Genomic DNA, 20739 nt, shown 5'->3' with positions numbered 1-20739 from the left:
ATTCTCCCTGACTACTCTGGATGGAAGTCTACCGCCGCATCCGCTTTTGCATACAAGAAAAAAGATTCCATACTGTGCAATAAGGCTATTGCGTTATCGGAAATTAATTTCATAATGCGCAAACAGAAGCTGACACCAAAAACAACAGGGAAGGGAAGCTCATGCGGCTCGGTCGCATTGCCGTGCTCGGGGGTGGTCCTGCGGGGCTCTACTTCGCCGCGCTGTGGAAGCGCCGGCATCCTGGGGCTCACGTCGACGTCTTCGAACAGAATCCCGAAGGGGCGACCTGGGGATTCGGCGTCGTCTTCTCCGACAAGGCGCTCGATTTTCTGCGCGCCGACGATCCCGAAACCGAAGAGGTCCTCTCCGCGCGCATGGAGAGGTGGCGTGACATCACGCTCGTTCATCGCGGCGAGCGCGTCGTGCTCGACGGCGTCGGCTTTTCCGCGGTCGGACGGCTCGATTTCATCACTGAATTGACCGAGCGTGCCCGATCCGCTGGCGCCGACCTGCACTTCGGAAAGATCGTGCGTTCCGTCGATGAACTCACAGGCTACGATCTCATCGTTGCCGCCGACGGGATCAACTCGCTGGTACGAAGGACCTTTGAGGGCGACTTCAAGACGTCGCTCTCCTACGACGACAACAAGTTCGCCTGGTACGGCACCACCAAACGTTTCGAGACGCTGACCCAGACCTTCGTCGAGACGGAGTTCGGCAGCTTCAACGCCCATCATTACCGCTATTCGCCGACCATGAGCACGTTCATCGTCGAGTGCGACCGCGCCACCTGGTTGCATGCGGGCTTTGCGGAGAAGACGGAGGACGAGAGCAGGGCGCTTTGCGAGAAGGTGTTCGCCGATACCCTGGAAGGCCATCCTCTCGTCAGCAACAAATCGTTCTGGCGGAATTTCCCCTGGTTGTGGAACGATCGCTGGTCGCACCGCAACATGGTGCTCGTCGGGGACGCGCTCCACACCGCGCATTTCTCGATCGGATCGGGCACGCGCCTTGCGCTCGAGGACGTCATCGCGCTCGTCAACGCGCTCGATGGCGAGACGAACAGTCTCCGCCGTGCGCTGGAAGCCTATGAAGCCATGCGCCGCCCGGTGGTGGAGAAGCTGGTCAAGGCCGCAAGGACCAGCGCGGCCTGGTACGAGCGCTTCGGCGAGCACATGAAGCTCGCGCCGCTGGATTTCGGTTACAGCTACATCACCCGTTCGGGGCGGATCGACGACAATCAGCTCCGCGCCATGTCGCCGCGCTTCATGGCGCGCTACGACGCGCATTGCCTCGTCCCCGGCACATCGGCTTGAGCAGAGGAACAGTCCCATGACCGACGGAACCGACCAGAGCCTCGCCCAGGCGATCGTGGACCGTGTGCCTGACGATGCAGCAAGCGCGCAGGAGATCGGCTTCGAGATCGCCGTGCGCTACAATGCCAGCGAAATCCTGTTCGACAATCTCGAAGCGGGCCGTGCCGACAAGGTCGCGATCTATGCGGCGACCGGCAACACCACTTATCGCGAGTTGTGCGCCAAGGCCGCCCAGTGCGGCAACGCGCTCACCTCGCTCGGGCTTCGCCGCGGCGATCGCGTGCTCCTGCTGCTGAACGACACGGCGTCCTATCCCGCGGTGTTCTTCGGCGCGGTCCGCGCCGGCTTCGTGCCGATGCTGATCAACACGCTGTCACCGAAGGACCTCATCGGTTTCTATTTGCAGGATTCGGCTGCGGCGGTCGCGGTGATCGACGCCGAATATGCCTCCCTGTTCGACCGGGAGACGATCGCGGGAACGCAGCTCCGCACGCTGGTCGTGCTGAACGGCGCGGCCACTGGCGAGCCCTCGCTCGAAATCCTCGACGGCGACCAGTGGTTCGCAGGATTTCCCCCAGAGCTGGAAGCAGCGCCGACGTCCCGCGACGACATGGCGTTCTGGATGTACAGCTCCGGCAGCACCGGCCGGCCCAAAGGCATCGTGCACCTCCAGCACGACATGGCCTACACGGCGAAGAGCTTCGGGCGGCACATCCTGGGAATCGAGGAGAACGACATCTGCTTCTCCGTGCCGAAAATCTTCTTCGCCTACGGCTTCGGCAATTCGATCTCGTTCCCGTTCTCGGTCGGCGCCAGCACGGTGCTGCTCGCCGGCCGGCCCGAGCCGAGCGCGGTGCTCGACACGATCGCGCGGTTCAAGCCGACACTCTTCTTCGGCCTGCCGACGCTCTACAACGCGCTGCTCAATCATCCGCGTATCGAGAGCGCCGATCTCACCAGCGTGCGTTTGTGTCTCTCGGCCGCCGAAGTGCTGTCGCAGGACATCTTCAATGAATGGAAGCGCCGCTTCGGCCACGAGATCGTCGAGGGCCTCGGATCGACCGAGGTTCTGCACATCTATCTCTCGAACACGCGTGCGCAGAAGAAGACCGGCACCGCCGGCAAGCGCGTCCCGGGATATGAGATCCGGCTGACCACGCCCGAAGGCGAGCCGGTCGCGCGAGGTCAGGAAGGCGTGATGTGGGTCCGCGGTCACTCCAACGCGCCCTGCTACTGGAACAGGCCGGATAAGACCGCGCAGACCATGCGCGAGGAGGGGTGGATCTGGACCGGTGACAGGTTGGTCGAGGACGCGGACGGCTTCTTCACGTTCGTCGGCCGCGTCGACGATCTCATCAAGGTGAGCGGCCAATGGATCTATCCGCTCGAGATCGAGCTGTGCCTGTCGGAGCATCCCGCGATCCGCGAATGCGCGGTCCTTGGCCTGGAGCTAGCCGATCGCCGCATGACCACGAAGGCGTTCGTGATCCTTCGCGATGGTCACGCTGCCAGCGAAGCGCTCACGCGCGAGCTCCAGGATTTCGTCAAGGCGAAGCTGCTGCCGTTCAAATATCCGCGCCTCGTCGAATACCGGTCCGATCTGCCGAAGACCGGGACCGGCAAGATCGACCGTCAGCAGCTGCGCAGCGCGCCATTGGACGCCTGAGCGCGGCCGCCCCTCCCATCGCACTGTCACCCCTAAACAACCCCAGGCACATTGGAGTTCGTGATGTCTCCTGCGACGACAATCGACGTGACCGAAATCATCGAACAGGCGCGGTTCGGACGCCTCCAGCTCCTGATCCTCGTGCTCTGCGCGTGGATTGCCATGCTCGACGGCTTCGACACTCAGGCGATCGCCTACGTCGCGCCTGTCATCGCCGAGCACTGGGGCATCGCGATGGCCGGCTTCGGCCCGATCTTCGGTGCCGGTCTCGCCGGCCTCACCGTCGGCGCCTTCATCCTGAGCCCCGCGGCTGATCGGTTCGGCCGCAAGAACGTGATCCTGCTCTCGGTGCTGCTGTTCGGCCTTTTCGCGCTCATCACGGCGCGCGCGGCCACGCTGAACGAGCTCCTGGTCTATCGCTTCCTGACCGGCCTTGGCCTTGGCGGCGCCATGCCCAATATCATCGCGCTGACCAGCGAATACGCGCCCAAGCGGATGCGCGCGCTGCTGATCGCCATCATGTTCTGCGGCTTCCCGCTGGGTTCGACGATCGGCGGCGTGATCAGCGCGCCGCTGATCGCATCCTTCGGCTGGCACGCGGTCTTCATCGTCGGCGGCATCCTTCCTCTCGCGACTTTGATCGTCCTCTTCATTTGGCTGCCCGAGTCGATCCGCTTCCTGATGACGCGCAGCGCCACGGACGAGCGGATCGCAAGCTTGCTGACAAGACTCGACCCGACCGTCTCCCCGGCGACGGAAAGCCGCTATGTCATGCCGCCCTCGCAAGCGGCCGGCTTCCCCGTGACGAAGCTTCTCGCCGAGGGCCGTGCATCGATGACGCTGCTGCTCTGGGTCGCGTTCTTCATGAACCTGCTCGTCATGTACTTCCTCGTGAACTGGATGCCCTCGCTGCTCAAGGCGAGCGGCCTGCCGCTCAACATCGCGATCCTCTCGACGGCGGTGCTCAACGCCGGCGGCGTCGTCGGCGCGATCGTGCTCGGCCGCTTCGTCGATCGGCTCGATCCGTATCTGGTGCTCGGCGGGGCCTATTGCGCCTCGGCGCTCTTCATCGCGGGGATCGCGTTCGGATCGGCCAATGTCTGGACCTTGATGATCGCGACCTTCCTTGCCGGCTTCGGCGTCGTCGGTGCGCAGATCGGCATGAATGCGCTTGCCGCAAGCCTCTATCCCACCGAAATCCGATCCACCGGTGTGGGCTGGGCATTGGGCGTCGGCCGCATCGGTTCGATCATCGGTCCGGTCGCTGGCGGCATGCTGCTCGGGTTCGGCTGGAATGCGCAGTTCGTCGTTCTGGCGGCCGCAGTGCCGGCCGTGCTGGCAGGGCTTGCGGTAATCGCCCTGCGCAAACGGGAGCCGTCGCTCAAGCTCGTGCCGTCGGCCGCGCTTCATCACTGACAGCGAGACAGACAATGTCCAAGCAAGCCATCATGGCGCCGACCGCCGATACGCCGGAGCGGCGCGCCTTCTATGACAAGATCGACAAGAGCAACCTGACGGCGCTGTGGCTGTCGCTGGCCGATCTCGTGACGCCCGAGCCGAAGAGCGCCTGCCGGCCAGCCTCATGGCGGTTCGATGAGATCCGCAGCTTCATGCTCGAGGCCGGCGGTCTCATCACCGCAAAGGAAGCCGAGCGGCGCGTCCTGGTTCTGGAAAATCCCGGCCTGCGCGGGCAATCCAAGATCACCACCGATCTCTATGCCGGCGTGCAACTGGTGATGCCGGGTGAGGTCGCGCCGGCACACCGCCATACCCAGTCCGCCCTGCGCTTCATTCTCGAAGGCGAGGGCGCCTATACGGCGGTGAACGGCGAGCGCACGATGATGCATGAAGGTGATTTCATCATCACGCCTCCCTGGGCCTGGCACGATCACGGCAATCCCAGCTCCGATCCCGTGTTCTGGCTGGATGGTCTCGACATTCCCGTCATTCAGATGCTGGATGCATCCTTCGCCGAACATCTCGACGTCGACGAGCAGCCGATCACGAGGCCGATCGGCGACAGCGACGCCCGCTATGGCCACAACCTCCTTCCCGTGGACCACCGGGGAGGCGGCGGCGCCTCGCCGGTGTTCAACTATCCCTATGCACGAACGCGCGAGGCGCTCGAGCGCTTGCGACGCAGTGCCGCCTGGGACCCCTGCCACGGGCTCAAGATGCGCTACACCAACCCGATCACGGGCAATCACGCCATGGCCACCATGGCGACGTTCATCCAGCTCCTGCCAAAGGGCTTCGCCACCGCCGCCTATCGCTCGACCGACGCCACCGTGTTCGTGCCGATCGAGGGCAGGGGCCGCAGCGTCATCTCGGCGCGATCCGGCGAGGACGTCACGGTCGAGTGGGCCAAGCGCGACATCTTCGTCGTTCCCTCCTGGCATCGCGTGCGTCACGAGTCCGCCAGCGGCGACGCCGTGATCTTCTCCTACTCCGATCGACCCATTCAGGAAGCCCTACATCTGTTCCGGGAGGACCGCGGCAATGCCTAACGCCAACACTCACGCCGATTTCGTCCTGCCTCCGCCGCCGCAAGCCTCCGTCGCGGTTCACAACAGCACGGCGCGCTTTCCGGTGCGCCGGATCATCTGCGTCGGCCGCAACTACGCAGCGCACGCCCGCGAGATGGGGCGCGATCCCGACCGCGAGCCGCCGTTCTTCTTCATGAAGCCCGCTGACACGGTCGTGGACGACGGCACCACTGTTCCCTATCCGCCGCAGACCAGAAACTTCCACTACGAGATCGAGCTGATCGTGGCGATCGGGCAGGGCGGAACGGACATCCCCGTCGCGCGCGCGCTCGATCATGTCTGGGGCTACGGCGTCGGCATCGATCTGACCCGTCGCGATCTGCAGCTTCAAGCCCGTGAACAGGGCCGCCCCTGGGACTGGGGCAAGGGTTTTGATCTCTCGGCGCCGATCGCTCCGCTGCGACCGGTCTCGGAGGTCGGCCATCCCTATGCCGGGCGTATCTGGCTTGCGGTCGACGGCGCGCTCAAGCAGGATTCCGACATCTCAAAACTGATCTGGCCCGTGCCGGACATCATCTCGATCTGCTCGCAGTCGATGGTGCTCAAACCCGGCGACGTCATCATGACGGGAACGCCGGAAGGCGTTGGCCCCGTGCAGCGCGGCCAAGTGATGACAGGAGGAATCGAGGGGCTGGGCGAAATCAGGATCCCCGTAGAACAGGGCTGTTGAAGCAAAAGAGCGGACGCTCCGCTTCATTGATTTGCGACGATTTGGGTTGCGTTCGATCGTGTTCGCCGCGTTCCCGCCGTAGCGCCACCAGCCACAGGATCGTTGCGAGCGATGCGGTCGCCGAGAGATTGGTCCGAGATCGGTGACGATCAGCATCGCGCTCACGATCGACGCGATATTAGGTTACCACGGTCGCAGTGCTGGACTGCACCGACCGCGGCTTGTCTGACTGTGAAGTTCTGCTTCACGGCTTGTCAACATTATGCTCCATAGTTGCCGACGCAAGGCCGTCGTATCTCTTCCGGACAACGCGATGCGTGAGAAGAGGAACACCGCAATGGCCGACGTCTTGGTGAGCTCAACGATCACAGTGACGTACCTGAACAAGATCACCCGCGGCAGTCCTCTGAGCAGTTCTCCGGGACGAACGCAGGGGCATTGCATCGGCGAGCCTTTTTGGCCGCCGGCGCGACCGCTACGATCCTCGCAGCCAGCCCGAGCTTCGCGCAGAGTCCACCGCCGGTTGCGCCTGCGCCTGCTCTGACCGGGCAGGGAACGATGCCGAGCAACGTCAGCGTCGAGCGGCTAGACGGCTCAATTCTGAAGATCGGCATTCGGCAGGACAACGACCGCGTCGAACTGTCGAGCGTCATCGGCTTGGGCCGTTTAATGTATATGCTCGATCACGATGACGCTCTGCGCGTCGCGGTGCTCTATTCCCAGGGTGCCGACTTTGTCGGCGGCGTCCTTGACGCCGAAAGCTGGGCACCAGTCCTACGGACCGGTCGCTTTCCGGAAATCCAGCAGTTCGTCAATCCGGTCGGCACCATCCCGCCGCGTCGAGAGAAGCCACTCGTCGTCGCCGTACACGGGAAGTGCCAAGGCGCCGGCCACGAGCTTTTTCTTGCTGCCGATGTCCGGGTTGCCGCAAGCAATACCGTATTCGCACAGCCGGAGGTCACCCGCGGCCACTTCCCGGCCGGTGGCGCACCGATCAGTTTTGTCCGCGAAGCGGGTTGGGCGAATGCGATGCGTTATATGTTGACAGGCGATGAATGGGACGCCGACGAAGCATACCGGATGGGCCTCGTTCAATTCGTGACGCCGCCTGGTAGGCAACTCGATCGGGCCATCGAGATCGCTCGAAAGATCATCCGCGGCAGCTCCGCTTGGCATTCGAGCGACCATGAATTCGGCGCACCGTGCGCTCAGCGAAGGTCAGGAAGCCGCGTACGCGGCGCTGTTCCCCGAACTTGCTCGTCTTGCGCAGAGCGACGATCATGAGGAATATTTCCGCGCGCTTCGGGACAAGCGCGTTCCGGCCTTCCATGGTCGCTGACCCCTGGGGCCTGTCGATCATTCGTCGGAGGCTCGATCCAGGCGCGAGGAGAGGGCCTGCGAAACAAACCGGTGGTCCAATTTGCACGAGCGACACGCGACAGGTACGCTTCTCGGCTGATCGGCGCGGAGGAGCGTAGCTGCTTCACGCCGCGCGTAGAAGACGGAGGTCGAGCTGGCGGTGGCTTCGCTGTCCGAACAGCGCGAACAATGGGCCGTTTCTGCACATCCCGTCAGGGACGCTGCCGAATGTTTGCATTGGACGGCCCGCCTGCTGTCAGTATCGGTTCACCGGCCGCACGGTCCAGCGGCGGGTGCGGCCTGGCGAGTCCTACCGTTCCGGGAGGTGCGTCGTTGCTGGCCGTGCGTGTATTGACGCGCTCTAGCGTGACTGTCGATGCAGCCACGATGGCGATGGCCAAGGCGACAGCAGATAGGACCAAAGCTGCTCGATCATTCGGGTCCATCGTCAGACCTCCACGAGGCCGCTCGTAGTTCAACGGCGGGCGACGGTCCTTCAAGGGTCAATGGGCTATCAGAATTATCGTTCCTCCGAACTTGAGGGTCTGCCACTCCTTCGTAGGTTTGTCCCTTGGAAGCAGATCTGGCGGGTTGGGGCGGCGACCTGGTCGACCGTGGTGAAGGAGGCTCCGGCCACCCAGACTACACGACCTGCTGGATCTCAGACCTGGTGGGTTACGCGGTAGCCGCCGCTCGCCCTGCGTCGGTGATCCGGTATTCGACATCTCCGGAGGGAAGCGGCTCGGTTTCCACGAAACCTAGCTCCACCAGCCGCGCCACGATCTCATGGTCAAACATCGGCGGGCTGACCCAGGATTCGCCGAGAAGCCTTCTCAGAAAATCACGTTCCAGATCGGTCAGCTCCATCTCGACCTCCGCTGGTCCAGAACAACGCCGCCCCGGCCGGGAACGGAGCCATCGTCGACCGGTTGATTCCACAAGACAACATCCGGGAGGTCAACATGGCCATGGAAGATCGCGAGACGTTCAGCCTGATCGGAAGCGACAAGGTCGAGGGCACGAACGTGTACGGGGCCGGCGGCGAAAAGGTCGGCTACATCGAGCGCGTCATGATCGACAAGGTCAGCGGCAAGGTGTCGTACGCGGTGCTCAGCTTCGGCGGCCTGCTCGGCATCGGCGACGATCACTATCCGCTGCCGTGGCAGGCCCTGAAATACGACACAAACCTCGGCGGCTACGTCATCGGCATCACCCAGGACCAGCTCCGCGGTGCCCCCAAATACGCCGACGAGAGCAGCTGGAATTGGAGCGACCCCGCGACCGCGCGCTCCGTGAACGCCTACTACGGTGTGCCGGTGGCTTGAGAGGCTTGAAAGTGGGTAATGCCGTTCGTGTTCTGGTCGTCGAGGATGAAGCGCTGATCTGCAGCTTCATCGAGGACGCCTTGCTCGACGGCGGTTTGATGCCTGCGCGGTCCGTTCGGGAGAGGCGGCCATGTCTACCTTTCGTGACGGCCGCGAGGGGTGTCGGGCGCTGCTCACGGACGTCAACCTGGGTGATGGCATCAGCGGATGGGAGCTCGCGCGGCGGATCAGGGAAATCACGCCTGATTTTCCCGTGCTCTACATGACGAGCGCCAGCGCGCCGGACTGGGAATCGCAAGCCGTCGGCGGCAGCATCCTGATCGAGAAGCCGTTTGCGCCGGCGCAATTGGCCGCCGCCGTCGCGCAGCTGCTCGGTGGCGCGAGATCGCCGGGTTGACTGGGGTCGTCTGGAAACCGCGCTTCGCGGCCGAAAGCGGGCCCCGGCGTCAGGCTTCGCCGGAGCCGGAGAAGAGAACCGCCGGCGGGGTTACGCGCGGTGGCGGCGAGGGCCGTCTGTGGCTCGATCCCGGTCTGCTCTTGAGCTCGTACCTTTGGGCCAGATCGAGAAGCCGCCGCCGAGTGAACGGGTCGGCCTTCTCCGCCAGATCGCGTGCCCGCTGCGCGAAGCCACTGTAGAACTCGTCCATGACGCCACCCCACAACATAGCCGAACACCAATCTTCGGTGGTCGGCGAGGCTCACGTCAAGAGATCGCTTGTGCCCGCCTGGCAAGCGCTGACCGAGGCGGGGAAGCCAAATGTCGCTGCTGCATCCAATCCGGAAGCCGTGCCCGCACTGTGGGCGGCGATGAAGCTTGTGCGCGACGAGGCCGCCAGCGGCGGGGAGCGCTACGTCTGCCCGGATTGCGACGACGATCCGCTGCACGATCCCGCCGCCTGGAAGTGGGTGGACGGCCCGCTGGGGCCGCCGGCGAAATAGTGGCCCAGGAAAAGCCGTCGGGGCAGGGTCCGGGCCTCGCAGCGCCAGGAGTGGCAAGTTCGTCGTGGGCGTACCACTCGTTTGTAGATGCCAACGTTGGGAGGCAATGTCGACGGTCGCAAAGCTGCTCGCGCGGAAGCAAAGCCGGAGCGGCTGGAAGCGATTCTGGCCCGAACGAGCGGGAGTTGGACCCCAGGGTCGTGTCGGTGCCCAGCAAGGTCGCTGCGGCTGCCAACGTAGCGGCGGGGCCAGCTCGACGTTTCGGACCGACTCGGGCGCGGTCCTCGGCTCGACACCGCATGGCTTAGCTGAACTGCCTGCGGCTCCAGACGAGGCTGACCCGCCGACGGCATGCCGGTAGCCGGCCGGTCCCAATTGTCCCTTGTAAATTGCTTAGTGACATCCATATTCCATCCAGCAACCATCCATGGGGATGGTAAGAGGTGCCGTTCCCATGACTGACAACGTTCGCGACCTACGCCCCAAGATTTCGGATACCGAGAAAATCACGATCAACCTTGGTTACGTCGACCTCGGTCACGTCGATCTGATGGTGCAGGAAGGGTTCTATTCGAACCGCACCGATTTCATCCGGACGGCCATCCGCAATCAGCTCGAGCGGCATGCGGATGTTCTCAAGCAGTCGACGGCCAGACAAAGCTTGGACCTCGGGCTGCGCAACTTCACCCGCCGGGATCTCGAAGCGGCGCAGCGCGCCGGCGAGATGCTGCACATCAATGTCCTCGGCTTGGCGACCATCGCCCAGGACGTCACGCCCGATCTGGCACGCGCCACGATCGCTTCGGTCTCGGTGCTCGGAGCCCTCCATGCCACTCCCGCGGTCAAGGCCGCTCTTGCCGACAGAACGAGGTAACGCCGATGCTGAATCGAAACAGGGTCCAGGAGGCCACGCGTCTCACGCGCGCGGGCAAGTTGGTCGAGGCCACTGCGCTTCTGCAGCGCATGCTCCAGGGTGAAAGTGCCGCAGAACCGTTTGCTCGCACGGGCCCTCCCGCGCCAGCGCGGCCGGAGCCGCCGACCATCGAGGTGAAGGCCGACGTGATTGGGGAGAAGGAAAGGCACCAAACCACGCGCGCCGCTTCCGCGCAGCCGCGCGCACGCCCCGCCCCTTTTGACAACATGCGAGAGTTCGCCGGCCTCGGTCTGCGAGGCCCGATGTTGCGCGCTCCTCCCTCCTCATCGGATATCGCGCCCGACGGGACGCAATTCATTGCCGGCACATTCGGCAACGCGGCCGGAGTTCGAGGCTACAAGCTCTTCGTCCCGAGCCGCTATCGACGAGAGCCCCTTCCCCTCGTGGTCATGCTTCACGGCTGCACCCAGTCGGCGGACGATTTCGCGGCCGGCACCCGCATGAATTTCCTGGCCGAAGAACGGAAGTGCTTCGTGGTGTATCCGGAGCAGCCGAGCGGAGCCAATCAGTCGAAGTGCTGGAATTGGTTTCGTGGCGGCGACCAGCAACGGGACGGCGGCGAGCCTTCCCTGATCGCTGGCATCACCCGCCAAATCATGCGGGATTACCCGGTCGACCCAAAGCGTGTGTACGTCGCCGGGATGTCGGCCGGCGGCGCGGCGGCTGCCATCATGGCTGCGACGCACCCCGACCTCTACGCCGCCGTTGGCATCCATTCGGGCTTGGTTTGCGGAGCCGCCAGTGATCTTCCCTCCGCTCTTGTGGCCATGCGGCAGGGAGCCCGCTCTACGCTTTCCCATGGTGGACCGCAGGTGCCGACCATCGTTTTCCATGGCGACCGAGACACAACGGTGCATCCGAACAACGGCGACCGTATCGCCGAACAGGCGGGTAATGCGTCGGATCTGAAGGCGAAGGTCATCGCTGGAAAAGTGCCACACGGGCACGCGTATACCCGCACCATTTTGATCGACGTGAGCGGGCGCGCCGTCTCCGAGCACTGGAATGTTCACGGCGCAGGCCACGCTTGGTCGGGAGGTAGTCCGGCGGGGACCTACACCGATCCGAGTGGGCCGGATGCGACCAGGGAGATGCTTCGCTTCTTTCTCGAGCAATCGCTCCCGACTTAGTCGGCATCAGGTTGATGCCAATAGAGCGAGCGGAGCGTTGTGGCGCGGAGTTCGTTGAATCGACTGGCCGTGATCTTCAACTCCACCAAAGTGCGAGCGTCCATCCGAACGCTCGCATTGATCGCGCTACTTCTTCTCGGGCACCCAAGTGGTGCTGGCGCGGTCGTATTTGAAGCCCGGAGCGCCCTTCAGGGCGTCCTTGGTCTCGTCCAGGGTCAACCACCACTTGTCGTTCTTCTTGGCGGTCTTGACCGCGGTAAAGGGGACGATGACATCCTTCTCGCCAGCGCCGAGAAACCCGCCGACGCCGATCACAAGGCCGGTGATCTTGCCGGATTTGTCGACGAGAACGTCATCGATATCGCCGATCTTGCTTTCCTTCGGATCGTAGACGGCCTGCTTGTAGTAGTTCGTGATCGTCCAGCTTTCCGTCGGCGCCGCGGTGAGAACGGTTGTCGCGGCAAAAGCACCGGTGACTAGGGTCGCCGCCAGCAAGGATCCGATAGCGAAAGATCTCTTCATCTGTTTGTCCTCCCGATGAGTGGTCTCATCCAACGGGAAAATGTGGCAAATGTTCCAAAGTCGGAACACTGGCAGGATAGGGAAGTTAGGTGGGGAGGAGCACCCGTGATGGGCCTGAAGCGAACGATCAAGAACCTCGGACCCTATCCGTCGCTCCTTCCACTGGCGGTACCCACGGCGACGGTCGAGCCGTTGAAGCTTGTCGCGTTGGCGGTCGCCGGCGAAGGCCATTGGATCACCGGGACCGCGATGATCCTCGCCTGGACCTCCTCAGCCTGTGTGTCGTCGAACGGCTCTTCGTCATCGTCAAGCCAAAGCTTTTGACTCTGCCGTGGTTCGCCAAGTTCTGGAATGGCGTCACCTCGGTTCGCGCAGCCATTTTCGGGCCTTTTTGTAAGTTGCGCGAACGGGTGCATTGAAGGCTTCGACGTATGGGACCCGCTGTCCGTATGCGGGGGGAATCGTCGCCACAACCACGCCCATGATCTGCGCCGCTACGTCGGGTGGCGCGCGATGGCGACGTGGTGAGGCTGCCCCCGTGGCCTCGCCGTATCAACCTGAGTTCGCGCGGGCAAAAGAGGCAATCGTGCCACCGCACGCCCGGAACCTTGCCATCATTCGCGGGTTCACGCAGGCCGCATCCTGCGGCGAGGAGATATTCATGAAGAAGCTGATGCTGACGTGCGCGGCCGCTGCGCTGATCTCGACGGGCGCGATGGCGCAGTCCACGGTCGTCACGACCACCGGCACGAGCCACGCCGCCGCCGTGCAGATCGAGCCCGAATACCGCACCAAGATCCGCAGCTACGTGACCGAACACAAGATCCGTCCGGTAGAGAGCCGCGAGAAGATCGTGGTCGGCTCGCCCGTGCCGCGCGAGGTCGAGCTCGAGTCCGTGCCGGCCGAATGGGGTCCTTCTCTCACGAAGTATCGCTACGTCTACTCCGGCGAGCGCGTGATGTTGGTCGACCCATCGACGCGCACCGTGGTCCAAGAGGTGGAGTAAGTCCGCCGAGGCGGGCCGCTGAAGGAAGCGGCCCGCCTCCCGCCGACGTCCGGCCCGCCGAAATCGACTCCCTTCATTTGCAAGCGGCGCTCCATGCCGATCATCCGATATTTCGTGTTCGTGAGCGCCCTGCTGCTGGCGCTGCTCTTCGCAACGGACCGGTACCTGCCGGCGCCCGTCGAGCGTGCAGGCGCGGCCGATCCCGACAGGACGACCATCCGGATCAGCTCGGCAAGCAGTCTTCCGGAGAAGATCGTTTTCGACACGCGCCCACGCACTCATGTTCCGGAAATGGCACAGGCCGAGCCGACGCCCGAAGAGCCGCAGCAGGCGGTGCGGGAGGCGCTGGCCGCCATGCCGGTACTACCGCCCGCCCGGATCAAGAAAGCACCGCCCGGCCGCACATCCGCGGAAGCCCGTCCGCGTGCAAAGCGGTTGGCGAAGTCGCCGAGACGACCGTCCGAACCACGACTGGCCTTCGATCGGCAAGACCTCTTTTCCGCGGGGTTGTGGTGAGCGGGACGACCGATCCGGGTGCAGCGAAATGGCCGCGCCCATCGCGAGCGCGGCCCTCGTTTGCATTCCGGATGGGCGGAGTCACCAATGGTGACGATGCCAGCGGTGCCGCACGACCGGATAGGATCCGCGATAGTAGGCATAGGCGGGCCGCACGACACGCCTGTACCGGTAGCCATAGGATACAGGCGCCGTGTAGTAGGTCGTGGTGTATCCGCCACCCCAGCGATACGGCTCGTCGTAACCGTAGTCGTACGCGTAGGGTCCGCCGTAATAGCCCGCTCCATAGTAGCCGGGGCCACCATAGTAACCGTAGCCCGGTCCCGCAGCGTACGCGGAGGAGGCGAGTCCACCGATGACCGCACCGGCGATCAAGCCGCCGGCGATGCCCGGTCCCCAGCCACCTCGCCAGTGAGCTTCGGCGGGAGACGTCGCCGCCAGCGAACTCAGACCAAGAGCGCCGACCATCAGCGCCGACATTGCGATCTTCTTCATCGAGATTCCTTTCACACTGCTCGCGCCCCGCCGATAACGGGAAAAATAGGCAATGGTTGCTGTCGACCCCCCGGCGGCGGACAGGCAATGGATGCTCGGCGTCGGGCCAGCGTCACTCGAGGGTCCGATCTTCGTGCAAACCGACCCACAGAAGGTCAGCAGAGCGCGTTTTGCGCTTACTGACACCCTTGATGAAATTCCTACTCGTCATCAGGCGCACATCCGCTTTTGGAAGCATCGTACGTTCGCGAAGCAGACTTCAGATCGAAAATCCGCATCGTTAGCGACCAGCGAAGACTGGTGGGCCCGGCAGGACTCGAACCTGCAACCAGACCGTTATGAGCGGCCGGCTCTAACCATTGAGCTACAGGCCCCGCCGCGAGGCGGCCTCGCGGGTCTGCGTGGCCGGCAACGGTGCGCGGTTCGTTTACAGGGATGGAGGCGGGGGTGCAATGCTGGCAGCCACCGATGGGCACGCCGGCACAGCCCGGTCTGGTATTTCTAAATTCCCGAAACTGGCGATGATGCCGTTATGCGCCTGTTTTGCCCGACGAGTCAAACGGCTTTTTCGCGGGCTCGCGCGTTCGCCTTTGTAACCCATTGCAATCGCGATATTTTTCTACTGTGCATGGGGTTGTTTTCGTCGATTTTGATGGGGAGGGGCGGTCAGGCTCCTCCACCGCTTCGCCGGCGGGCCGCAGGCGCGCGGCCCCAGTCGGCCTAGTCCACCGAGACCCCGGCGAACTCGACCACCTTCTTCCACTTCTCGGTCTCGTCGGCGACCAGCTTGCCGAACTCGGCCGGCGTCATCGGCTTGGGGATGCCGCCGTTCTCGGTCAGCCGCGCGGTCACCTTGGGGTCCTTCAGCGCGTCGCCGACGGCCTTGTTGAGGATCTCGATCACCTCGCTCGGCGTGCCCTTCGGCGCCGAGATGCCGTAGAAGCCGACGGCTTCGAAGCCCGGCACGGTCTCGGCGATCGCCGGCACGTCGGGCACACCAGGCCAGCGCTGCGGCGAGGTCACGCCAAGGGCGCGGACATTGCCGCCGCGCGACTGCTCGAGCGCGGACGGCAGGTTGTCGAAGATCAGCTGCACCTTGTTGGAGATGATGTCGGGGAAGGCGATCGCGGATCCGCGATAGGGTACGTGGATCATGTCGCACTTGGTCATCGCCTTGAACAGCTCGGCCGACATGTGCACCGAGGTGCCGTTGCCGGACGAGGCAAAGGAGATCTTGCCGGGATTGGCCTTGCAGTAGTCGATGAAGTCCTGAACCGTCTTGGCCGGAAACGCGTTGGAGACGACCAGCATGTTGGTGAGCTGCATGATGCTCGCCACCGGCACGGTGTCGCGCAAAAAGTCGAACGGCAGCTTCTTGTAGAGCGAGGTCGAGATCGCGTTGTTGGGCGCGACGAACAGCAGCGTGTAGCCGTCGGGGGCTGCGTTGACCGCAGCCGCAGCCGCGATGTTGCCGCCGGACCCGGTGCGGTTCTCGACGATGAATTGCTGGCCGAGGCGATCGGAGAGCGCCTGCGCCATGATCCGCGCCACGATGTCGACCGGGCCGCCGGCGGCAAAGCCGATCAGCCAGTGCACGGGGCGGTCGGGATAGGCGGCTGCGGCGGGAGGGGGGGCGTTGAAAAGACCGAAAAGGAAAACCAGTCCGAAAATACTGTTACGCAAAATTCGCAACATGACGCCTCCCATTGTTCTATTGTCGTTGGGCACATGCTTTCACAAAAACGGGCCGCTGCCTACATCGCCTTAGTCGGTGTTGACGCGGGTCCGCCGGGGCCATCCATGAGATTCGCAATTCTCCTTCTCGCCGCGGTGCTGCTCGCAAGCCCCGCCGCGGCCCAAACCGGAGGCAAGGCCATTCCGACCACGACCCTCAGCCTGGGCACCGCAACGCCCGGCGGCGGCTTTCCGCTCTATGGCAACGCCTTTGCGGAAATCATGAACGCGGCCGATCCGCAAATCACCATCACGCCGCGCAATACCAAGGGCAGCAACGAAAACATTCCGCTGCTGGAGAAGGGCGAACTCGATCTCGCGCTGGTCGCGGGCGAGCCGGCCTATGAGGCCTTTGCCGGCATCGGCCGCGCGCCGGTGCGGCTGAAGATCTTGACCGCGATCTATTCCAACCCCGGCATGTTCGTGGTGCGCGCCGACAGTCCCTATAGGACCATCCGCGATCTGGTCGGGCATCCGGTCGCGTTCGGTGCCAAGGGCTCGGGCCTGCCGATTCTCGCACGCTATGTGCTCGACGGCCTTGGCCTGAAGCAGGACGAAGACTTCAAGGCGATCTATCTCGACCGCGCCGGCGACGGCCCCGCGATGGTCGAGGATGGCCGCGCCGCCGCGCTGTGGGGCGCCGGCATCGGCTGGCCCGGTTTCGCCGCGGTGGCCTCGAGTGCCGCAGGCGCGCGCTTCATCGCGCCTGATACGGAGGAGATCGCGCGCATCCGCGCCAAGCATGCGTTCCTCAAACCGCTGACCGTGCCGGCCGGCTCCTATCCGAAGCAGAGCGAGCCGATCGCCTCGCTCGGCTCCTGGAGCTTTGTGCTGACCCGCGAGGACTTGCCCGACGAGGTCGCCTACCGGCTGGCGAAGACGCTGCACGGCATCGAAGCGGCCTTCTGCAAGCGGCTCGCGCAGGCCTGCGAGACCACCGCGGCGAACACGGTCGCGGCCGCGCCGAAGCCGGAGCTGATCCATCCGGGTGTCGCGAGGTACTTTCGCGAGATCGGCGTCGTGAAGTAGCGAATGGCGAGTTGCGAGTGGCGAATGGGAAGGCCCACATTCGCCATTCCCTATTCGCCACTCGCGATCGTCACTTCTTCACCAGGGCGCACGCCGGGTCCGGCGGTCCGAACGCCTTCTCGCCGGAGATGGTCGTGAGGATCTTGTAATAGTCCCACGGGTACTTGCTCTCTTCCGGTGTCTTCACCTGCACCAACCAGAGGTCATGCACCATCAGATTGTCTTCGCGAAGCTTGCCGTTGCGGGCGAAGAAATCCTCGATCGGCTTCTCGCGCATCTTCGCGGCCACCTTAAGCGGATCGTCGGTGCCGGCGTCCTTGATGGCGTTGAGATAGTGCATCACGCTGGAGTAGACGCCGGCCTGCCACATCGACGGCATCTTGTTCATCTTGGCGAAATAGCGCTTCGACCATTCGCGGGTCTTGTCGTCCATGTCCCAGTAGAACGACGTCGTCAGCAACAGGCCCTGCGCCGCGTGCAGGCCGATGCCGTGGATGTCGGTGATCAGCGCGAGCAGCGCCGCCATCTGCTGGCCGCCCTTGAGCACGCCGAACTCGGCGGCGGTCTTGATCTCGTTCATGTTGTTCGGAGGGCCGGCGGCAATGCCGATGATCTTGGCTTTGGAGGCCTGCGCCTGGAGCAGGAAGGAGGAGAGGTCGGGCGTCGCCAGCGGCGGCCGCACCGAGCCCAGCACCTTGCCGCCATTGGCGGTGACGACGCTGGAGGCGTCACGTTCGAGGGAGTGGCCGAAGGCGTAATCGTCGGTGATGAAGAACCAGCTGTCGCCGCCGCGCTTGACCACCGCATCCGCGGTGCCGACGGCCAGCGCACGGGTGTCGAACACCCACTGGATCGCGTAAGGCGAGCAGAACTTGCCGTGGAAATCCGCGGTGCCGGTGGAGTGGGTGATGAACAGCCGCTTCTTTTCGTTGGCAACGTTCTGCACCGCGAGCCCGACCGCGGAGACGGGCACGTCGACGATCAGGTCGACCTGGTCGACATCGTACCAGCGCCGCGCGATGCCGCCGCCGACATCGGCCTTGAGCTGGTGGTCGCCGATCACAATGCTGATCGGCTTGCCGAGCACGGTGCCGCCGAAATCGTCGATCGCCATCTGCGCCGCCGTCACCGAGCCCTGGCCGGTCGGCGCGGAGGCCGGACCGTTCATGTCGGTGAGCACGCCGATCTTGACCACGTCGTCCGACACCTGCGCCAATGCGGCGCCCGGCAGCAGCGCCGCCAAGCACGTCGCTACAAAGCCGGCCGCGACCGGCAGTCCAAATCTCGCTGGATTCACGCTTGTCCTCCCCTGATCCGGCGCGTTGGCCGAGAGTTGCTTTGCCGCCGGGTATGGCCCGGCTGAATTGGTTTCTTTTGCAACTATTCAGGGGTGGGCGTCAATGTCGGGCTGCGCGGGCGAGGGGGCGTAGCGGGTCGGCAGGTCGCTGGAGAATAGCTATTGCCCGCCTTGGTGGCGCCGCAACGTGCAGTGCGTCACGAGTGCGGCGCAATCGACCATCATCATGCCGGTGTCATTCCCAGGGGAACCCGCTCATGGCTGTCCGCCGTCTCTCCGCTCTGTTTGCGCTTCTCTGCGGCCTTGCCGCAGCCGTTGCGGCCTCATCCGCGGAGGACCGCGCGATCGTGCTGGCGACGACGGCATCGACGCAGGAGTCCGGTCTGCTCGACTATCTCCTGCCGATCTTCCGCGACAAGACCGGCATCGACGTCACCGTGATCGCGCGGCGCGCCGATGAGGTGCTCGAGGGCGCGCGGAGGGGCGAAGCCGACGTGGTGCTGATGCATGCGCGGCCACAGGAGGAGAAATTCGTCGCCGACGGTTTTGCCTCGAAGCGCTACGACGTGATGTACAGCGACTATCTGCTGATCGGGCCAAAGAGCGACCCCGCCGGCGTGAAGGGCAAGGACATCGCGACCGCGCTGAAGGTGATCGAGGCCAAGGGCGCTCCGTTCGTGACGCGCGGCGACCGCTCGGGCACCCACGCAGCCGAGCTCGCGCTGTGGATCGTCGCCGGCATCGATATCGCCAGCGCCAAGGGCGCCTGGTATCGCGAAGTCAGGCAGGGCATGAACGTGGCGCTCGAGGCTGCGCGCGCTGCCAACGCCTATGTGCTGTCCGACCGCGGCAGCTGGATCGCGTTCAAGGAGCGCGGTGATCTCGACATCGTCGTCGAAGGCGACAAGCGGCTGCTCAACCAGTACGGCGTGATGCTGGTCAATGCCGAGAAGTTTCCGGACGTGAAGAAGGAGCTGGGGCAGACCTTCGTCGACTGGCTGACCTCGCCGGAGGGACAGGCCGCGATCGCCGACTACAAGGTCGACGGACAGCAGCTGTTCTTTCCAAATGCGGACCGCTCGGGCGGCTGACGTCCGCATCGCCAGCGGTTGCCAAACCGGGCGATGCATGATCCATCATGGCGCATGACCCAGCGCCTGCCGCCATCGCTCACATCGCTCGACGCCGCGCTCGCCGCGTTGTTGCTGGGCGTTGATCCGCTGGCACCGGCGGAATTGCCGCTGACCGAAGCGGTCGGCTGTATCGCTGCGGGCGCGCCGCTGCTTCCGCCCTGGCCGCCCCGCGACATCGCCGCCGCGGATGGCTGGGCGCTGCGCGCCAACGATCTCGTCGGCGCGTCCGCCTATTCGCCGCTGCCTCTGGCAACGACACCGGCCTGGGTCGAAGCCGGCGGCGCGATGCCGGGGGGATGCGACTGCGTGCTCGATGCCGATGCAGTCGAGGTGTCGGGTCCGCTCGTTCAGGTGCTGGCCGAGGCTGTGCCAGGACAAGGCGTCAGGCGTGCCGGCAGCGATATCGCGGACCGCACGTCTGCGGGGAGAGACGGCTATCCGGTCAGTGTAGCCGATCTGCTCATCGCGCGCGTCGCGGGTGTGGAAAAACTCAGCGTGCGGCGGCCGCGGCTGCGCATCGTCAACGTGCCCGACGCAACGGCAACAGTGCATGTGATCGCCGGGATCGCGCGTGCAGCGGGGTTGGACGTGACAATACTCACGGCCGGCGCACGCGATCAGGCATCGATCGCCGCTATGCTCGATGTCTCCTCTTGCGATGTGGTGCTGACGATCGGCGGCAGCGGCGTCGGCCGCCAGGATGCCGCCATTGCAGCGCTGGCTCAGCACGGAGACGTGCTTGCGCATGGAATTGCACTCCAGCCCGGACGCACCGCGGCCGTGGCTCGGCTCGGCAAGGTTCCGGCGGTCGCCTTGCCTGGGTCGCCGGATCAAGCGCTCGCGGCTTGGTTCGCGCTGGTGCTTCCGCTCGTCGATCGTCTGGCGATGCGGCAGCCGCGTCGGCGGGTGACCTTGCCGCTGGCGCGAAAAATCGCGTCCAGCGTCGGCATCGCCGAGGTCGCGCTGCTCACAGAGGAACATAAGGCATGGATGCCGATTGCGGTGGGCGAGTGGCCGCTCCAGGCGATCGCCCGCGCGGATGCATGGCTGCTCATTTCCGGCAGCCATGAGGGATTTGCAGCGGGGGCCTCGGTCGATGCTTATCTGATGCGGGAGTGATAT

The 20739-nt window shown here is 64.4% G+C and carries 23 protein-coding genes and 1 tRNA gene; 17 read left to right on the top strand and 7 right to left on the bottom strand.

Features of this window, described 5'->3' with window-relative positions:
* Positions 1 to 161 precede the first annotated feature (161 nt).
* The 6 genes from JJB99_RS30260 (at position 162) to JJB99_RS30235 (ending at position 7482) form a co-directional block, all read left to right on the top strand.
* Complete coding sequence (locus JJB99_RS30260) at positions 162 to 1316, top strand: FAD-dependent monooxygenase (protein ID WP_200495882.1); 1155 nt, start codon at positions 162 to 164, stop codon at positions 1314 to 1316.
* A 16-nt stretch (positions 1317 to 1332) separates the two neighbouring features.
* Positions 1333 to 2982 carry a benzoate-CoA ligase family protein gene (locus tag JJB99_RS30255; RefSeq protein WP_200495881.1) on the top strand — a complete coding sequence of 550 codons (1650 nt, stop codon included), beginning with the start codon at positions 1333 to 1335 and terminating at the stop codon, positions 2980 to 2982.
* A gap of 63 nt (positions 2983 to 3045) precedes the next feature.
* A complete protein-coding gene (locus tag JJB99_RS30250; RefSeq protein ID WP_200495880.1) occupies positions 3046 to 4398 on the top strand; it encodes an MFS transporter in 1353 nt (450 codons plus the stop codon).
* Between the two features lie 14 nt (positions 4399 to 4412).
* Positions 4413 to 5489: a gentisate 1,2-dioxygenase gene (gtdA, locus tag JJB99_RS30245; protein ID WP_246775035.1), complete on the top strand. Its 1077-nt coding sequence runs from the start codon at positions 4413 to 4415 to the stop codon at positions 5487 to 5489.
* Positions 5482 to 6198, top strand: coding sequence for a fumarylacetoacetate hydrolase family protein (locus JJB99_RS30240; RefSeq protein ID WP_200495879.1), 717 nt, complete (start codon positions 5482 to 5484; stop codon positions 6196 to 6198). The genes gtdA and JJB99_RS30240 overlap by 8 nt, the downstream gene beginning before the upstream one ends.
* 558 nt (positions 6199 to 6756) lie before the next feature.
* On the top strand, positions 6757 to 7482 hold the full coding sequence (locus tag JJB99_RS30235; protein ID WP_200495878.1) for an enoyl-CoA hydratase-related protein: 726 nt from the start codon (positions 6757 to 6759) through the stop codon (positions 7480 to 7482).
* A gap of 750 nt (positions 7483 to 8232) precedes the next feature.
* Here the strand turns inward: JJB99_RS30235 and JJB99_RS30230 are convergent.
* Positions 8233 to 8424 carry a hypothetical protein gene (locus tag JJB99_RS30230; RefSeq protein WP_200495877.1) on the bottom strand — a complete coding sequence of 64 codons (192 nt, stop codon included), beginning with the start codon at positions 8422 to 8424 and terminating at the stop codon, positions 8233 to 8235.
* Between the two features lie 95 nt (positions 8425 to 8519).
* Between JJB99_RS30230 and JJB99_RS30225 the strand changes: the two genes are divergently transcribed.
* Together JJB99_RS30225 and JJB99_RS30220 are read left to right on the top strand one after the other, a co-directional pair.
* Positions 8520 to 8882, top strand: coding sequence for a PRC-barrel domain-containing protein (locus JJB99_RS30225; RefSeq protein ID WP_200495876.1), 363 nt, complete (start codon positions 8520 to 8522; stop codon positions 8880 to 8882).
* A gap of 130 nt (positions 8883 to 9012) precedes the next feature.
* Positions 9013 to 9279 (top strand): response regulator, encoded by a 267-nt coding sequence (locus tag JJB99_RS30220; protein ID WP_349628988.1) that lies wholly within the window; start codon positions 9013 to 9015, stop codon positions 9277 to 9279.
* A gap of 49 nt (positions 9280 to 9328) precedes the next feature.
* On the opposite strand, the gene JJB99_RS30215 is transcribed toward JJB99_RS30220, so the two are convergent.
* On the bottom strand, positions 9329 to 9529 hold the full coding sequence (locus JJB99_RS30215; protein ID WP_200495875.1) for a hypothetical protein: 201 nt from the start codon (positions 9527 to 9529) through the stop codon (positions 9329 to 9331).
* A 70-nt stretch (positions 9530 to 9599) separates the two neighbouring features.
* Between JJB99_RS30215 and JJB99_RS30210 the strand changes: the two genes are divergently transcribed.
* The 3 genes from JJB99_RS30210 (at position 9600) to JJB99_RS30200 (ending at position 11885) form a co-directional block, all read left to right on the top strand.
* Complete coding sequence (locus tag JJB99_RS30210) at positions 9600 to 9821, top strand: hypothetical protein (RefSeq protein ID WP_246775034.1); 222 nt, start codon at positions 9600 to 9602, stop codon at positions 9819 to 9821.
* Positions 9822 to 10275: 454 nt separating this feature from the next.
* The gene (locus JJB99_RS30205) at positions 10276 to 10695 is read left to right on the top strand and encodes a CopG family transcriptional regulator (RefSeq protein ID WP_200495874.1); all 420 of its coding nucleotides are present in this window, start codon (positions 10276 to 10278) and stop codon (positions 10693 to 10695) included.
* 5 nt (positions 10696 to 10700) lie between these two features.
* Positions 10701 to 11885 carry an extracellular catalytic domain type 1 short-chain-length polyhydroxyalkanoate depolymerase gene (locus JJB99_RS30200; RefSeq protein WP_200495873.1) on the top strand — a complete coding sequence of 395 codons (1185 nt, stop codon included), beginning with the start codon at positions 10701 to 10703 and terminating at the stop codon, positions 11883 to 11885.
* Between the two features lie 126 nt (positions 11886 to 12011).
* Here JJB99_RS30200 and JJB99_RS30195 read toward each other — a convergent pair whose 3' ends face one another.
* Complete coding sequence (locus tag JJB99_RS30195) at positions 12012 to 12407, bottom strand: PRC-barrel domain-containing protein (protein ID WP_200495872.1); 396 nt, start codon at positions 12405 to 12407, stop codon at positions 12012 to 12014.
* Positions 12408 to 12512: 105 nt separating this feature from the next.
* Here JJB99_RS30195 and JJB99_RS30190 point away from each other — a divergent pair, with 105 nt between their 5' ends.
* The 3 genes from JJB99_RS30190 to JJB99_RS30180 all read left to right on the top strand — a co-directional run bounded on the left by JJB99_RS30190 (position 12513) and on the right by JJB99_RS30180 (position 13929).
* On the top strand, positions 12513 to 12731 hold the full coding sequence (locus JJB99_RS30190; RefSeq protein ID WP_246775033.1) for a hypothetical protein: 219 nt from the start codon (positions 12513 to 12515) through the stop codon (positions 12729 to 12731).
* Positions 12732 to 13068: 337 nt separating this feature from the next.
* On the top strand, positions 13069 to 13413 hold the full coding sequence (locus tag JJB99_RS30185) for a DUF1236 domain-containing protein (RefSeq protein ID WP_200495871.1): 345 nt from the start codon (positions 13069 to 13071) through the stop codon (positions 13411 to 13413).
* A 93-nt stretch (positions 13414 to 13506) separates the two neighbouring features.
* On the top strand, positions 13507 to 13929 hold the full coding sequence (locus JJB99_RS30180) for a hypothetical protein (RefSeq protein ID WP_200495870.1): 423 nt from the start codon (positions 13507 to 13509) through the stop codon (positions 13927 to 13929).
* An 81-nt stretch (positions 13930 to 14010) separates the two neighbouring features.
* On the opposite strand, the gene JJB99_RS30175 is transcribed toward JJB99_RS30180, so the two are convergent.
* The 3 genes from JJB99_RS30175 to JJB99_RS30165 all read right to left on the bottom strand — a co-directional run bounded on the left by JJB99_RS30175 (position 14011) and on the right by JJB99_RS30165 (position 16119).
* A complete protein-coding gene (locus JJB99_RS30175; RefSeq protein WP_246775032.1) occupies positions 14011 to 14439 on the bottom strand; it encodes a hypothetical protein in 429 nt (142 codons plus the stop codon).
* 283 nt (positions 14440 to 14722) lie between these two features.
* Positions 14723 to 14798, bottom strand: a tRNA-Ile gene (locus tag JJB99_RS30170).
* Positions 14799 to 15144: 346 nt separating this feature from the next.
* Positions 15145 to 16119, bottom strand: coding sequence for a Bug family tripartite tricarboxylate transporter substrate binding protein (locus JJB99_RS30165; protein ID WP_200495869.1), 975 nt, complete (start codon positions 16117 to 16119; stop codon positions 15145 to 15147).
* A gap of 105 nt (positions 16120 to 16224) precedes the next feature.
* On the opposite strand from JJB99_RS30165, the gene JJB99_RS30160 reads away from it, so the two are divergent.
* The gene (locus JJB99_RS30160; protein WP_200495868.1) at positions 16225 to 17187 is read left to right on the top strand and encodes a TAXI family TRAP transporter solute-binding subunit; all 963 of its coding nucleotides are present in this window, start codon (positions 16225 to 16227) and stop codon (positions 17185 to 17187) included.
* A gap of 70 nt (positions 17188 to 17257) precedes the next feature.
* Here JJB99_RS30160 and JJB99_RS30155 read toward each other — a convergent pair whose 3' ends face one another.
* Positions 17258 to 18484 (bottom strand): ABC transporter substrate-binding protein, encoded by a 1227-nt coding sequence (locus JJB99_RS30155; protein ID WP_200495867.1) that lies wholly within the window; start codon positions 18482 to 18484, stop codon positions 17258 to 17260.
* A 257-nt stretch (positions 18485 to 18741) separates the two neighbouring features.
* Here JJB99_RS30155 and JJB99_RS30150 point away from each other — a divergent pair, with 257 nt between their 5' ends.
* Together JJB99_RS30150 and JJB99_RS30145 are read left to right on the top strand one after the other, a co-directional pair.
* Entirely contained in the window at positions 18742 to 19575 is an 834-nt protein-coding gene (locus JJB99_RS30150; protein WP_200495866.1) for a substrate-binding domain-containing protein, read from the top strand.
* Positions 19576 to 19629: 54 nt separating this feature from the next.
* Positions 19630 to 20736 carry a molybdopterin-binding protein gene (locus JJB99_RS30145; protein WP_200495865.1) on the top strand — a complete coding sequence of 369 codons (1107 nt, stop codon included), beginning with the start codon at positions 19630 to 19632 and terminating at the stop codon, positions 20734 to 20736.
* Positions 20737 to 20739: the final 3 nt, after the last annotated feature.

The organism is Bradyrhizobium diazoefficiens (assembly GCF_016616235.1).
Taxonomy (GTDB): Bacteria; Pseudomonadota; Alphaproteobacteria; order Rhizobiales; family Xanthobacteraceae; genus Bradyrhizobium; species Bradyrhizobium diazoefficiens_H.
This window is presented reverse-complemented; position numbering and strand designations above follow the sequence as displayed.